The 14,332-nt window shown below is 73.3% G+C and carries 12 protein-coding genes; 3 read left to right on the top strand and 9 right to left on the bottom strand.

Annotated features, from left to right (window positions below):
* Positions 1–161: 161 nt before the first annotated feature.
* Complete coding sequence (locus ACLE50_RS19820) at positions 162–590, top strand: periplasmic substrate-binding domain-containing protein (RefSeq protein ID WP_410945086.1); 429 nt, start codon at positions 162–164, stop codon at positions 588–590.
* A 104-nt stretch (positions 591–694) separates the two neighbouring features.
* Here the strand turns inward: ACLE50_RS19820 and ACLE50_RS19815 are convergent, their stop codons facing one another.
* From ACLE50_RS19815 to ACLE50_RS19775, 9 genes are all read right to left on the bottom strand, one after another.
* Complete coding sequence (locus tag ACLE50_RS19815) at positions 695–2,116, bottom strand: DHA2 family efflux MFS transporter permease subunit (RefSeq protein ID WP_410945085.1); 1,422 nt, start codon at positions 2,114–2,116, stop codon at positions 695–697.
* Positions 2,113–3,489: a M16 family metallopeptidase gene (locus tag ACLE50_RS19810; RefSeq protein ID WP_410945096.1), complete on the bottom strand. Its 1,377-nt coding sequence runs from the start codon at positions 3,487–3,489 to the stop codon at positions 2,113–2,115. The genes ACLE50_RS19815 and ACLE50_RS19810 overlap by 4 nt, the downstream gene beginning before the upstream one ends.
* A gap of 1 nt (position 3,490) precedes the next feature.
* The gene (locus ACLE50_RS19805; RefSeq protein WP_410945084.1) at positions 3,491–5,755 is read right to left on the bottom strand and encodes a polyribonucleotide nucleotidyltransferase; all 2,265 of its coding nucleotides are present in this window, start codon (positions 5,753–5,755) and stop codon (positions 3,491–3,493) included.
* A 292-nt stretch (positions 5,756–6,047) separates the two neighbouring features.
* On the bottom strand, positions 6,048–6,317 hold the full coding sequence (gene rpsO / locus ACLE50_RS19800) for a 30S ribosomal protein S15 (protein ID WP_410945083.1): 270 nt from the start codon (positions 6,315–6,317) through the stop codon (positions 6,048–6,050).
* A 201-nt stretch (positions 6,318–6,518) separates the two neighbouring features.
* Positions 6,519–7,124, bottom strand: a complete 606-nt coding sequence (locus ACLE50_RS19795) for a 2'-5' RNA ligase family protein (protein ID WP_410945082.1) — start codon at positions 7,122–7,124, stop codon at positions 6,519–6,521.
* Positions 7,125–7,592: 468 nt separating this feature from the next.
* Positions 7,593–8,321 carry a helix-turn-helix domain-containing protein gene (locus ACLE50_RS19790; protein WP_410945081.1) on the bottom strand — a complete coding sequence of 243 codons (729 nt, stop codon included), beginning with the start codon at positions 8,319–8,321 and terminating at the stop codon, positions 7,593–7,595.
* A gap of 124 nt (positions 8,322–8,445) precedes the next feature.
* Positions 8,446–9,420, bottom strand: a complete 975-nt coding sequence (locus tag ACLE50_RS19785; protein WP_410945080.1) for a bifunctional riboflavin kinase/FAD synthetase — start codon at positions 9,418–9,420, stop codon at positions 8,446–8,448.
* A gap of 30 nt (positions 9,421–9,450) precedes the next feature.
* Positions 9,451–10,347 carry a tRNA pseudouridine(55) synthase TruB gene (gene truB / locus ACLE50_RS19780; RefSeq protein WP_410945079.1) on the bottom strand — a complete coding sequence of 299 codons (897 nt, stop codon included), beginning with the start codon at positions 10,345–10,347 and terminating at the stop codon, positions 9,451–9,453.
* Positions 10,348–10,382: 35 nt separating this feature from the next.
* Positions 10,383–11,042 (bottom strand): response regulator transcription factor, encoded by a 660-nt coding sequence (locus ACLE50_RS19775; protein ID WP_410945078.1) that lies wholly within the window; start codon positions 11,040–11,042, stop codon positions 10,383–10,385.
* A 118-nt stretch (positions 11,043–11,160) separates the two neighbouring features.
* Here ACLE50_RS19775 and ACLE50_RS19770 point away from each other — a divergent pair, with 118 nt between their 5' ends.
* Positions 11,161–12,618: a cation:dicarboxylate symporter family transporter gene (locus ACLE50_RS19770; protein ID WP_410945077.1), complete on the top strand. Its 1,458-nt coding sequence runs from the start codon at positions 11,161–11,163 to the stop codon at positions 12,616–12,618.
* 70 nt (positions 12,619–12,688) lie between these two features.
* Positions 12,689–14,332: a sensor histidine kinase gene (locus tag ACLE50_RS19765; RefSeq protein WP_410945076.1), complete on the top strand. Its 1,644-nt coding sequence runs from the start codon at positions 12,689–12,691 to the stop codon at positions 14,330–14,332.

The following is a 14,332-nucleotide window of genomic DNA, read 5'->3' as shown; positions in this document are numbered from 1 at the left end:
CAACGTGACCGGCCGGACCACCGGCTGGAAGGCTGCACTGAACGCGTTGACACTGTTCTACGGCGACCGGATCGCCCTGAACTGACACAGACGATCACCGCCCACACACGATCTTCCGGACAGTCCCTGACACTCCGACCAAGCGTGCGGAGTCGGGCGCGATGGTCGCGATGATGAAGAACATCGGTGTGGACATGAAGGTCCGGCAGGTCCCGTCGACCGAGTTCTCCAAGATCCTGGCGAACAAGGAGTTCGACATGATCTACAGCGGGTTCAAGTCGAGTGACCCGTACGGCGTCGCCTACATCTGCCAGATGTACTGCTCGAACTCGACGCTGAACAACTCCGGCACCGGCACCAAGGAGCTCGACGCCGAGCTGAAGAAGGTCAACACGCTTCCGACCGAGGAGGAACAGTACAAGGCGGCCAACGCGGTGGAGAAGAAGACTCTCGCCACCCACGGTGTGATGCCCGTGTACTCCGGTCCCAGTATCTGGGCGACCAAGCCCGGCCTCGCGAACTGGGGCGCCTCGCTCTTCGCGTGGCCGCCGCTGCCGGAGACCCTCGGCTGGCAGAACGGCACCCCGTGACGCTCTGAGCACCTGAACCACGGAGGCCCCGGACCGCAGCACCTCAGCTGCCGTCCGGGGTCTCCGTCGTCAGCGGATTCCCTGATCGACGCGCACGGGCCACCTCACCGCGACGACCGCCGCTGCAGCAGCAGCGACCCCAGCACCGTGCCCGTCGCGATCACCGCCGCGACGACGAACGCGGACCGCACGCCCGTCGCGTCGACCCCGCCTGTCGCGCCGGAGGCCAGCGTCATCACCGTCACGAACAGCGCGGCACCGGCGGCACCGGCCACCTGCTGCGTCGAGGTCAGGATCGCGCTGCCGTGCGCGTGCAGCGACGCCGGCAGGACGCCGAGCGCCTCGGTCACCAGCGGGGTGAAGCTCATCGCCACCCCCACCGACATCAGGACGTGCAGCGTGACGACCAGCCAGATCGGCGACGTCGCCCCCAGAGCGGTGAACGACCACAGGCTTGCGGACACCACGACCGACGCGGGCACCGCCATCGCCCGCACACCGAACCGGTCGTAGGCCTGCCCGACGACGGGGCCGAGCACCCCCATCACGGTCCCGCCCGGCAGCACGGCGAGCCCCGCGACCAGCGGGCTCAGCCCGAGCACGTGCTGGATGTAGAACGGCAGCAGGATCACCGAGCTGAACAGCGCGAGGTAACCGGCGTCGGCGAGCACCAGCGGGAGCGTGTACGCACGGATCGCCAGCGGGCGCAGGTCCAGCAGCGCGGCGTCGTCGCGGCCCAGCCGCAGCTGGCGCCGGACGAACACGGCCAGCAGCACCGCGCCAGCGGCGATCCACACCCAGGCCGGAACCCCGCCGGAGCCGGGCTCGCCGGAGGCCTCGCCGAAGCGGGCCAGGCCGTAGACGAGCAGCGAGAACGCGCCCGCGGCCAGCAGCACCGAGAGCAGGTCCAGCCGCGCCCGGGACGTCGTCGCCTCGACGTGCATCCACCGCACGCCCGCCAGCAGCATCAGCCCGGCGCAGGCCAGAACGATCCAGAAGATCCACCGCCACCCGAGCACCGCGAGTACCGCACCGGCGATCGTCGGGCCGGTGGCGGGGGCGACCGCCTGCACGACCGCCATCGTGCCCATCACGCGGCCGCGACGACCGTCGGGGACGAGAGTCATGATGCTGGTCATCAGCAGCGGCACCATGATCGCCGAGCCGGATGCCTGCACCACCCGTCCGGCCAGCAGCAGCCCGAAGCCGGGCGCGAGCGCACACAGCACGGTGCCCACGCAGAACAGGCCCACCGCCGACAGGTAGATCCGCCGCGGCGGGAACCGCGACAGCAGGTAGCCGGTGGTCGGCACGACCACCGCCATCGTCAGCAGGAACCCGCTGGAGAGCCACTGCGCCGTGGTGACCGCGACACCGAGGTCGTCGACGACGACCGGCAGCGCGGTCGTCATGGTGGTCTCGTTGAGGACCATCACGAACGACGAACCGACGAGCAGCGCGAGCGTCAGCAGCACCCGGGCCGGCAGTCGCTCCCGGCCGGAGCGATCTCCGAGGGGAACCGTCACCCCAGCTCGCGCAAGGAGGCGGGGAGCTCGTCCACGTCGTCGTAGGGCCCGACGACGGTCGCGGTCAGCGGCCGGTTCAGGATCTGCGCGGCCAGCGCGGCGACCTCGGCCGGGGTGACCGCGTCGATCCCGGCGAGGCTGTCGGCCAGCGACCGCTGCCGCCCGTGGTCGATCTCCGAGCGGCCGAGCCGGTTCATCCGCGACGGCGTGTCCTCGCTGCCCAGCACCAGTCCCCCGCGCAGTGCGCCCTTCGCGCGGGCGATCTCGGCGTCGGACAGGTCCCCGGCGGCGACCTCGCCCAGCACGCCGCGGACCACGGACACGACCTCGCCGAGCCGCTCCGGGGCACAGCCGGCGTAGACCGAGAGAGCGCCGGCGTCGGCGTAGCGCACCGTCGACGAGTAGACCTGGTAGGCCAGTCCGCGCTGCTCGCGGACCTGCTGGAACAGCCGCGACGACAGCCCGCCGCCGAGCGCGGTGTTGAGCACGCCCAGCACCGCGCGCCCGGGGGCGTGCCGGCCGGGCGTGGGGACGCCGAGCATCAGGTGCGCCTGCTCGGAGTCGTCGTACTCGCAGGCCAGGGCGCCGGAGCGGACCGGGGTGGCACCGGTCGTCGTCCGCGGCGGGACCGGCGGGTCACCGATGTGCGCGGCCGCGGCCGGGGACAGCGCGGCCGCGACGAGGTCGGCGACCGCGTCGTGGTCGAGGTTCCCGGCGGCGGCCACGACCATCCGCGGCGTCGTGTACTCGCCGCGCCAGAAGCCGTGCAGCGCGTCCCGGCTCATGGCCCGGATCGAGGTCTCGGAACCGATCACCGGGCGGCCGAGCGGGTGGTCGCCGAACAGCGTCTCGTCGAACAGGTCGCCGAGCAGGTCCTCCGGGTCGTCGTCGCGCATCGAGATCTCCTCGAGCACGACGCCCCGCTCCAGCTCGACGTCGGCGGGGGCCAGCGCGGCGTCGGTGACGACGTCGGCGAGCACGTCCACCGCGAGCGCGACGTCGGTGTCGAGGACGTGCGCGTAATAGCAGGTGTGTTCCTTGGCGGTGAACGCGTTCAGCTCGCCGCCGGCCGCGTCCATCTCCTCGGCGATCCCGGCCGCACTACGGCGGCGGGTCCCCTTGAACAGCAGGTGTTCCAGGAAGTGCGCGGCACCGGCCTGCTCGCCGGTCTCGTCCGCCGAGCCGATGCCCAGCCAGATGCCGATCGCCACCGAGCGGACACCGGGGACCGCCTCGGTGACCAGGCGGAGCCCGCCGGGCAGGTCGGAGCGCCGGACCCCGTCGGCGGCATCCGCCGACGGGGTCCCGACGCGGGCGACGGCCCGGGAGCGATGCTCCCGGGCCGTCGCCGTGTGCTCGTCGTGCTGCACCAGATCAGCTCTGGTCGGCACCGGCCTCGACCGGGGTCTCGGCGGTGACGTCACCGGCCGCGGACTCCTCGCCCTCGGCCACGGGGACCAGCGAGATCTTCCCGCGGTTGTCGATGTCGGTGACCTCGACGCGGATCTTGTCGCCGACGGCGCAGACGTCCTCGACCTTGCCGATCCGCTTCCCGTTGCCGAGCTTCGAGATGTGGATCAGGCCGTCCTTGCCGGGGACCAGCGAGACGAAGGCACCGAACGCGGCGGCCTTGACCACCGTGCCCAGGAACCGCTCGCCGACCTTCGGCAGCTGCGGGTTGGCGATCGCGTTGATCATGCCGATCGCCTCCTCCGCGGAGGGGCCGTCGTTCGCGCCGACGTAGATCGTGCCGTCGTCCTCGATCGAGATGTCGGCACCGGTCTTCTCGGTGATCGAGTTGATCATCTTGCCCTTCGGCCCGATGACCTCGCCGATCTTGTCGACCGGGACCTTCACCGCGGTGACCCGCGGCGCGTACTTGCTCATCTCGTCCGGGCCGTCGATGGCCTCGCCGATGACCTCGAGGATCGTCAGGCGGGCGTCCTTGGCCTGGGACAGCGCGGCGGCCAGCACCTCGGACGGGATGCCGTCCAGCTTGGTGTCGAGCTGCAGCGCGGTGACGAAGTCCTTGGTGCCGGCGACCTTGAAGTCCATGTCGCCGAACGCGTCCTCCGCGCCCAGGATGTCGGTCATCGCGACGTAGCGGGTCTGGCCGTCGACCTCGTCGGAGACCAGGCCCATCGCGATGCCCGCGACCGGCGCCTTCAGCGGCACACCGGCGTTGAGCAGCGACATCGTCGACGCGCAGACCGAGCCCATCGAGGTGGAGCCGTTGGAGCCCAGCGCCTCGGAGACCTGGCGGATCGCGTAGGGGAACTCCTCGCGGTTCGGCAGGACCGGCAGGATCGCGCGCTCGGCGAGGGCGCCGTGGCCGATCTCGCGACGCTTCGGCGAGCCGACGCGGCCGGTCTCACCGGTGGAGAACGGCGGGAAATTGTAGTGGTGCAGGTAGCGCTTCGACGTCTCCGGGCCGAGGGAGTCGATCGTCTGCTCCATGCGGAGCATGTTCAGCGTGGTGACACCCAGGATCTGGGTCTCGCCGCGCTCGAACAGCGCCGAGCCGTGCGCCCGCGGGATGATCTCGACCTCGGCCGAGAGCGGCCGGATGTCGGTCAGGCCGCGGCCGTCGATCCGGACCTTGTCGCGCAGGATCCGCTGGCGGACCAGCTTCTTGTTGAGCGACTTGAACGCCGCGCCCAGCTCGCCCTCGCGGCCGGTGAAGCGCTCGCCCAGCTTCTCCAGGACCGAGCCCTTGATCTCGTCGATCCGGGTCTCGCGCTCCTGCTTGCCTGCGATGGTCAGCGCCTGCGCCAGGTCCTGCTCGGCGACGTCGGAGACGGCCTCGAACGCGTCCGGCTGGTAGGCCGGGAAGACCGGGTAGTCGGCGGTCGGCTTGGCGGCGACGTCGGCCAGCTGCTGCTGCGCGACGCACAGCGAGCGGATGAACGGCTTCGCGGCCTCGAGGCCGTCGGCGACGACGTCCTCGGTGGGGGCCGTGGCGCCGCCCGCGACCAGCTCGAGCGTCTGCTCGGTGGCCTCGGCCTCGACCATCATGATCGCGACGTCGTCACCGACGATGCGGCCGGCGACGACCATGTCGAACGCGGCGCGCTCGAGCTGGTCGTGGGTCGGAAAGGCGACCCACTGGGTGTCGGTGCCTGCCTCGTTGGCGATCAGTGCGACGCGGACGCCGCCGACCGGGCCGGAGAACGGCAGGCCCGCCAGCTGGGTGGACGCCGACGCGGCGTTGATCGCCACGACGTCGTAGGGGTCCTTCGGGTCCAGCGACTGGACCGTCACGACGACCTGGATCTCGTTGCGCAGGCCGTCGACGAACGACGGGCGCAGCGGGCGGTCGATCAGGCGGCAGGTCAGGATCGCGTCGGTGCCCGGGCGGCCCTCGCGGCGGAAGAACGAGCCGGGGATCCGGCCCGCGGCGTACATCCGCTCCTCGACGTCCACGGTGAGCGGGAAGAAGTCGAACTGGTCCTTCGGCCGCTTCGAGGCGGTCGTGGCGGACAGCAGCATGGTCTCGTCGTCCAGGTAGGCGACGACGGACCCGGCGGCCTGGCGGGCGAGCCGTCCGGTCTCGAACCGGATGGTGCGCGTGCCGTAGGCACCGTTGTCGATGACGGCCGTGCTCTCGTGCACGCCGTCCTCGGAAATCACGTCGGACATGCGGTGTTGTGCTCCTCGTCGTAGGGAGTGCTCTCGTACGACGCCGCCGACGACGGTCGGGAACTCCGGCTTGGCCGGTCTTCGATCGAAGCCTCCGGGACCTGTGATCCCGGGGGCCACTACCGAGGACCGGCGGAGCTGCCCCGTCCCTCACGGCGGCGCTTCAGTTGTCTTACCCGGTCGTACCGGTCTTACGGATGTTTCCCGGTCCTTCGGGTGGTGCTCCCCGCACCGGGCGGGGCCCGATGCGAGACGACCCGGTACCGGGGATCCGGTACCGGGTCGCAGGGTCTCAGCGGCGGAGGCCGAGCTTCTCGATCAGCGCCCGGTAACGGGCGACGTCGACCGCGCGCAGGTACTTCAGCAGCCGGCGGCGACGGCCGACCAGCAGCAGCAGGCCACGACGCGAGTGGTGGTCGTGCTTGTGGTGCTTCAGGTGCTCGGTGAGGCCGGTGATCCGCTGGGTCAGCAGAGCGACCTGGGCCTCGGGGGACCCGGTGTCGTTCGCGTGGGTCCCGTACTCCTCGAGCGTGGACTTCTTCTGGGCGGTGGACAGTGCCACTGCTGGTACTCCTTCGTCGTGAACAGTTCGTGGGGCCGTGCCGCTCCCCTGGCCGGTGCGCAGGAGCGCGATACCGGCGGAGCGGGCGGTAGTCGGTCGCGGCCGCCACGAACTGCAGCCGGACCCAACGGAGAACGGTACCAGCGGCTCCCCCGTCCACCGCGCGCGGCCCGCGCCCGTGGTCCGGCACGGCGTCGCTGGTCAGGGCCCGGTCGGTACGGCCGTACCGGCCGGTGGCGGCACGACCAGCGGAACACGGTGCACCGGCGTGTACACCGGGCCGTCCGGGGTGAGGTCACTACGGACCAGCAGCGCCTCGGCCGGGGTCCACCACGGTCCCACGGGGTCCTCGGCCGCCCCGTCCCGCAGGGCCGGCCGTTCCCGGTCCGCGCGGGCGGAGCGCCGCGCCAGCGTGAGGTGCGGGTGGAACGACGACGGGTCGGCCCCCGTCCGGGCGGCCAGCTCGCAGAGCGCGTGCGCGTGCGCGGGGCCGGGGTCGGCGGTGCGGCGGTCCGGGGTGCCGGGAACCGCGGGGGCGCTCCGGACCGCGAGCCGGAGGACGCCGGGGAACGTGCCCGGCCCGCCGAGCCGCAGCGCCGGCGCGGCGGCTCCGGCCAGGTCGCGGTCGAGGATCCCGGCGCGGACGGCCGGGTCGTCGTCGCCGTGGAAGCACAGGGTGATGTGCCGGTTCCGGGGCGGGACGAGGCGCCAGCCGCCGTCGGGATGCCAGGGCGGGGACGCGCGGAGGTGCTCGTCGAGGGCCGCGGCGACGTCATCGGGCGGCCAGAGGGCGGTGAACAGCCGCATGCGGGTCAGCGTCGCACCCGTCACCGGTCGGCGCCGCTCTGCTCGCCGGGCGCGTCTCGCCCGCGGTGCTCGCCCGGCCAGGGGGTACCCGGCGCAACTACGTCAGCAGGTGAAGCACGTGACGGGAGGCAGCACTCGGAGCCTCCGGGCCGCCGGCCGGGACCGCCGGGACCGCCGGGACCGCCGGGACCGCCGGGACCGCCGGGAGCAGGTGATACGTCCTGCGAATGCCTCAGCGGCTGAGTCACTTCCGCGGCGGGGCCACTGCTGCGGCGGGGCCACGTCCACGGCGCGGCATCCGGCGGGCTCCCGGGCCCGGCCCTCGCTGCGGCCGGGGACAGTCACCTCGGTGGGCGAACGTCTCAGTAGCTGAGGCATCTCCGGGAGGTGACCATCCGCCGGCGGCGGGGCACTGGGCATCAACCGGGTCGCGGGGCGCCGGGCATCAACCGGGCCGCGGGGCGGGCATCAGCGCCCGGTGGCGGCGCGGCGGAGGGCGTCGGCGACGTCGGGGAACCGTGGCGCGAGCACCGCGGCGGCCGCGATCAGCCGGGCCGTGTCGGAGATGCCGCGCAGCGGGTCCTCGGTGTGCGGGGCCGTGTGCGGGGCGTCGCGCCGCCCGGTGCCGCGGTGCGGATGCGCCACGCCGGAGCCCCCGTGGTGCGGATGTGCTGCTCCGGTATCCCCGCGGTGCGGATGCGCCCCTCCGGAACTTCCCCGGTGCGGATGCGCGGAACTTTCCCGGTGCGGATACGCCAGCCCGGCACCGCGGTACGGGTGCCCCGCGGCCGGATACGGCGGGCACTCGCCTGCGGTCGCCGCGGGTCCCCAGTGCACCGTCTGCGCACGGACGTCGGCGAGCAGCGCGGGGATGTCGTCCGGATGGACCGGCCCGGCCGCGACGACGCGGTCGAGCGACGCCAGCCGCCCCAGCACCGCCGGGTCGCCGATCTTGATCCGCCGCGCGCCGACCAGCTGGGACAGCATCGCGGGACTGATCCCGATCGTCGCCGCGAGCCGCGCCTGGCTGATGCCGAGCCCGATGGTCAGGCGACGGACGCGGTCGCCGAGCGGCTCGCCGTACAGCTCGCACTGGCGTCGCCGATTGCGGTGCACCGGGTCTCCCGGGGCATCTGCCGGAACGCCCCGCGCGTCGCCCCCGCGCCCGCCGGTGTCGCCCGCCGCGTGCTCGTCCATGCCGGTGATCGTCGCCTGCGTGCCGCGGCGCGGCGGCCGATCGGACCCACCAGGGGATTTCCACTCACCCGCGACCGTTCAGCCCCGCGACCGGCGCGGACGCCGCTCAGCCGCCGGTAAAGCCTCAGCCGCCGGTGAAGCCGGGGACCTCGTCGGGACCGGGGGCGTCGCCGACCTCGGTGAGCATCTCGCGTGTGCGCTCCACGTCGAGCCCCATCTGCGCGATGAGCGCCTCGACGCCGTCGTACTGCTCCTGCCCGCGCAGCCGGGCGACGAACTCGACGCCGACCTCGTGGCCGTAGAAGTTCTCGTCGACGTCGAGCACGTAGGCCTCGACGGTGCGCACGTGCCCGGAGAAGGTCGGGTTCGTGCCGACCGAGATCGCCGCCATCAGCCGCCGCCCACCGATGCGGAACCAGCCGGCGTAGACCCCGTCGGCGGGGATCGCGGTGTGCGGCGGGCAGGCGACGTTCGCCGTCGGGTAGCCGAGGTCCCGGCCCCGCTTGTGCCCGTGGACGATCACGCCGTCGACCCGGTGCCAGCGCCCGAGCGCGTGCGCCGCGTCGACGACCGCACCCGCGTCGATGCAGGACCGGATGTAGGTCGAGGAGAACGTGACCTGGTCGTCGGAGATCAGATCCAGTGCCTCGCAGGCGAACCCGAACCGGGTGCCGAGCTCGGCGAGGGTGTCGACGTCACCGGACGCGCGGTGCCCGAACGTGAAGTTCCGCCCCACGACGACGACGGCCGCGTGCAGCTTGTCGACCAGGACCTCGTGCGCGAACCCGGCCGGTTCCATCCGGGACAGCTGCTCGGTGAACGGGATGACGCAGAAGACGTCCGCCCCCGCGTCGGCGACGAGCTGGGCCCGCCGGTCGAGCGTGGACAGCCGCGCCGGATGCGTCCCCGGCCGGACCAGCTCGGCCGGGTGCGGGTCGAACGTGACGACGACCGCGGGCAGCCCGCGCTGCCGGGCCTCGGCCACCGCACGCCCGATCAGCTGCCGGTGACCGCGGTGGACGCCGTCGAACACCCCGATGGTGACGACGCACCGCCCCCAGCCGGGTGGAACGGCCTCGAGACCACGCCAGCGCTGCACGGCACCGAGCCTACGAGTGGACGCCGTGGGTCAGCCCGCCGGGGCGAGCACGACCACCGGCCGCGACGACGACCCGCGGTCGGTCATCAGCGCGAGCGCGGCCCCGTCCGGCGCGAACACCCCGTAGGTGCCCGCGATCCCGGCCGCCGGCAGCGACTTGCCGTAGCGGACGTCGACCGCGTGTGACTCGTCGAGGTCCACCCGCGGGAACGCCGTCGCCACCGCTGCGGCCAGGTCCAGCGACAGCTGCGGCGCCTCGGCCAGCTGCTCGACGGTCCGGGCGTGCTCCAGGGTGAACGGCCCGACCCGGGTGCGGCGCAGCGCCGTCAGGTGCCCGCCGACACCGAGCGCGGCGCCGACGTCGCGGGCCAGCGCGCGGACGTAGGTGCCCGAGCTGCACTCGACGACGACGTCCGCGTCGAGGTACGGGCCGTCGCGGCGGACCCCGAGCAGGTCGAACGCCGACACCGTCACCGGGCGGGCGGGCAGCTCGACGTCCTCGCCGTCGCGGACCCGCTGGTAGGCGCGCTTGCCGTCGATCTTCACCGCGGACACCGCGCTGGGGACCTGCTCGATGTCGCCGGTCAGCGGGGCCATCGCGGCGCGCACGTCGGCCTCGGTGACCGCCGCGCAGTCGGCGGGGCCGGTGACCGGTGTGCCCTCGGCGTCGTCGGTGTCGGTGGCGGTGCCGAGCCGCACGGTCGCGGTGTAGGCCTTGGTGTCCAGCGACAGGTGCCCGAGCAGCTTCGTGGCCCGCTCGATCCCGACGACGAGCACGCCGGTCGCCATCGGGTCCAGTGTCCCGGCGTGGCCGACCTTGCGGGTGCCCATGATCCGCCGGAGCTTCCCGACGACGTCGTGGCTGGTCGGCCCGCGGTCCTTGTCGACGATCACGAGGCCGGGCGGCGGCGGGGGGTTGCGGGGCACGGCGGGACCCTAACGGTGCGGCCCGCGGCGCGGGCTCAACGGGCGAGCCGGTACCCGACCCCACGGACGGTCACCACGACCTCCCGCTCCCCCAGCTTGGCGCGCAGCGAGGCCACGTGCGCCTCCATCGTCCGCGCCGCAGAGGGGTCGGCGACGCCCCACACCTGCTCCAGCAGCTCCGCGCGCGGCAGCACCGCGCCGTCGCGGCGGGCGAGCGCGGCCAGCACGTCGAACTCCTTGCGGGTCAGCCCGACCGGGTCCCCGCCCGCGGTGACCGCGCGCCGGTCCAGGTCGACCACGACGTCGGCCACCTCGACCGTCGTCGCCACCGGCCCGCCGGACGAGCGCCGCAGCACCGCCTCGATCCGGGCCAGCAGCTCCTCGGTCGACACCGGCTTCACCAGGTAGTCGTCGGCGCCGCTGCGCAGGCCCTGCACCCGGGCCGCGACGTCGCCGCGCCCGGTGATCGCGAGGATCGGCACGCGGGACAGCGCCCGGATCTCCCGGCAGACGCCGATGCCGTCCCGGTCGGGCAACCCCATGTCCAGCAGGACGACCGCAGGCTCGCGCGCGGTGACCGCCGCGATCGCCGCGGCGCCGCTGGCGACCAGCTCTGTACTGTGCCCGTGCCGGTCGAGGGTGCGGCGCAGGGCGTCGCCGAGTACGGCGTCGTCCTCGACCAGAAGCACCCGCACGGGCAGAGCGTATCGCTGTCGTTGCTCAAGAGTTCCTCAACTACCACCGCCGTCGCGTTGACCCGCCCGGGTGACCCCGAGCACGGTGAGCGCAACCACCACGTCGAGGAGGACGGACATGGCCGAGACCGGCACCGCAGCCGAGTCTTCCGGGGCGGGCGCCGGAGCGCCCACCCGGCGGAAGAAGAAGATCTACGCCCAGCTCTGGTTCTGGGTCATCATCGGGATCGCGGCCGGCATCCTCGTCGGCCTGCTGACTCCGGGCTTCGGCAAGGAAATGAAGTGGCTGGCCGAGGCCTTCGTCCAGATGATCAAGGTCATCATCGGCCCGGTCATCTTCTGCACCGTGATCGTCGGCATCGCCTCGCTGGGCAACCTCGCCCGCGCCGGCGGCCTCGCCCTGCGGGCGCTGGGCTACTTCTTCGCGATGACGGTCCTCGCCCTCACGATCGGCCTGCTCGCTGCGAACGTCTTCGCGCCGGGTGCCGGCTTCGAGGGCCGGCCGAGCGCGGCTGACTTCGAGAAGGCCAAGGAGAACCTCGGCGACGCCGAGCACGGCGGCGGGGTCGTCGGCTTCATCACCGACTCGCTGCTGCCCAAGAGCTTCATCGGCCCGTTCGTCGACAACTCCGTGCTGCAGGTCCTGGTCCTGGCGATCCTGACCGCCTGCGCGATCTCCGGGCTGAACTCGACCCTGCGCACCCGACTCGTCGGTGTGTTCGAGTCCATCTCGAAGGTGATCTTCGGGATCATCCGCATCGTCATGTGGGCGGCGCCGGTCGCCGCGTTCGGCGGCATGGCCTACACCGTCGGCAACTTCGGCGGTGCCTCGCTGTGGAACCTGCTGAAGCTGATGGGTGTCTTCTGGGGCACCTGCGCGTTCTTCATCCTCGTCGTGCTCGGCGGCATCAGCTGGGCGACCGGGTTCAACATCCTCAAGGTCATCCGCCTGGTGAAGGACGAGCTGCTGATCATCCTCGGCACCTCGTCGTCGGAGTCGGTGCTGCCGCGGCTGCTCACCAAGCTGCAGTCCGCCGGTGCGTCGAAGCAGACCGTCGGCATGGTCATCCCGACCGGCTACTCGTTCAACCTCGACGGCACCTGCATCTACCTGACCCTGGGTGCGCTGTTCATCATCCAGGCCGGTGGCGAGAGCCTGCCGATCGGCGCGCAGATCGGCCTCGCCGTGCTGATGGTGCTGACCTCGAAGGGTGCCGCCGGCGTCACCGGCGCCGGCCTGGTCACCCTGGCCGCGTCGCTGCAGGCCTTCGGCGGGGAGTTCTTCACCCCGGAGGCGATCGTCGTCGGGCTGGCGCTGATCGTCGGCATCGACCGCGTGATGTCCGAGGGCCGGGCGCTGACCAACTGCATCGGCAACGTCGTCGCCACCCTGGTCGTCGCCCGCTGGAACGGTGAGCTGGACCGCGAGCGGCTGGCCGCGGTGCTCGACGACCCGTCGCTGGTCGAGGCCGACATGGAGGCCGAGCACGGGGACAGCGACGAGACCCCGGGCTCCGACGCCGACCTCCCGTCCGCCGGGACGTCCGAGCGGACGCCGGTCCCCGCCGGGTCCTGACCCGCACCACCCCCGCGTGACGGCCGGTGCACCGTCCGCCCTCCCACCCCCGCGGTGGCAGGGTGGAAGGGTGCGCCGGCCGTTCCGTTCCGAGATCCGCCGCTCGCGGCTGGTCCGACGCCTGCTGGTCGTGCAGGTCGTCACCGTGCTGGTCACGGTCGGCGGGCTCGCCGCGCTCGGTGCCTACGGCGCCCGCGAGCTCGAGAGCGACGCCGCAGGCCGCCTCACCCGGGCCACCGCCGTGAACGTCGCCGCCGACCCGGACGTCACCGCCGCCGTCCGCGCGGGCGGCGACGGCGGCGGCGACGTCCGGGCCCTGTCGGCGCGGTTGCAGCCGCTCGCCGAGCGGGTCCGCGCCGCGACCGGCACCAGCTTCGTCGTGATCATGTCGACCGGCGGGATCCGCTGGTCGCACTACGACCCGGCGCAGATCGGCGGCCGCTACCAGGGCACGATCGAGCCCGCACTGGCCGGGCGCACGTTCACCGAGATCTACACCGGCACCCTCGGCCCGTCGGTCCGCACCGTCACGCCCGTGTTCGACGGCGGCCGCGTCGTCGCCGTCGTCTCGGTCGGGGTGCTGCAGACCCGGGTCAGCGACCTCGCGCTGCGCTCGCTGCCCGGGATCCTCGCCGCCGCGGCCGTCGCGCTGCTCGTCGGAGTCGCGCTGGCGATCGCGCTGGCACGCTGGCTGCGCCGCCGCACCCTCGGCCTGGAGCCGGAGGAGATCACCGCCGCCTACACCCACCACGACGCCGTGCTGCACGCCGTCGGCGAGGGCCTGATCGTCGTCGACGGCGACGGGCGGCCGGTCGTGGTCAACACCGAGGCCCGGCGGCTGCTCGCCGCACCCGGCCCGGGCCGCCCCCGTGCCGCCCTCGGCGACCTCGACGTCGACCCGGCCGTGCACGCCGTCCTGCAGCGCGGCATGCACAGCGACCTGCGCGACGAGCCCGCCGTCGCCGGGGAACGCGTGCTGCTGGTCAGCAGCCGCGCCGCCGGTCCCGCCGCCGGCCCGGACACCCGGGTGTTCACCCTGCGCGACCGCACCGAGCTGGCCGGGGCGCTGCGCGAACGCGACGACGCCCAGGACAAGGTCGCGGCGCTGTCCGGGCAGGCGCACGAGTTCGCCAACCGGATGCAGACCGTGCTGACCCTGGTCGAGCTGGGCGACACCACCGATGCCGCGGCCGCAGGCTCGGCCGCGCTGGACCGCACCCGCGGGCCCGGCGCCGCCGTCGCCGCGGAGGTACTCGACCCGGTGCTCGCGGCGCTGCTGGCGGACAAGGCGTGGACCGCCGCCGAGCACGACGTCACCTTCACCGTCGTCGACGAGTGCACCCCGGAGCTGCTGCCCGGCGCACGGCTGCCGGTCGCCCCCGACGACCTGGTCTCACTCGCCGGGAACCTCGTCGACAACGCCCTGGAGGCCGTCGCAGGCCGCGACCGGCGCGAGGTCGGCGTGCACGTCGCCACCCCCGGCGACGAGCTGGTCCTGGAGGTCACCGACTCCGGGCCGGGGGTGCCCGACGACGTCGCCCGCGAGCTGTTCACGTTCGGTTTCTCCACCCGCGACTCCCCCGGCGGGCGCCCGCGCGGGATCGGGCTGGCCCTGGTGGACCGGATCGCCCGGCGCCTCGGCGGGAGGGTGGCCGTCGGGCCGCGCGACGGCGGCGGCAGCGTGTTCACCGTGCGGCTGCCGCTCGCCCCCTGA

Source organism: Pseudonocardia phyllosphaerae (assembly GCF_046546475.1).
GTDB lineage: Bacteria > Actinomycetota > Actinomycetes > Mycobacteriales > Pseudonocardiaceae > Pseudonocardia > Pseudonocardia phyllosphaerae.
This window is presented reverse-complemented; position numbering and strand designations above follow the sequence as displayed.

Coding starts and splice junctions, on each gene's coding strand:
- ACLE50_RS19820 (WP_410945086.1), top strand. CDS start 162: ATGGTCGCGATGATGAAGAACATCGGTGTGGACATGAAGGTCCGGCAG.
- ACLE50_RS19805 (WP_410945084.1), bottom strand. CDS start 5,755: ATGTCCGACGTGATTTCCGAGGACGGCGTGCACGAGAGCACGGCCGTC.
- ACLE50_RS19795 (WP_410945082.1), bottom strand. CDS start 7,124: ATGCGGCTGTTCACCGCCCTCTGGCCGCCCGATGACGTCGCCGCGGCC.
- ACLE50_RS19790 (WP_410945081.1), bottom strand. CDS start 8,321: ATGGACGAGCACGCGGCGGGCGACACCGGCGGGCGCGGGGGCGACGCG.
- ACLE50_RS19770 (WP_410945077.1), top strand. CDS start 11,161: ATGGCCGAGACCGGCACCGCAGCCGAGTCTTCCGGGGCGGGCGCCGGA.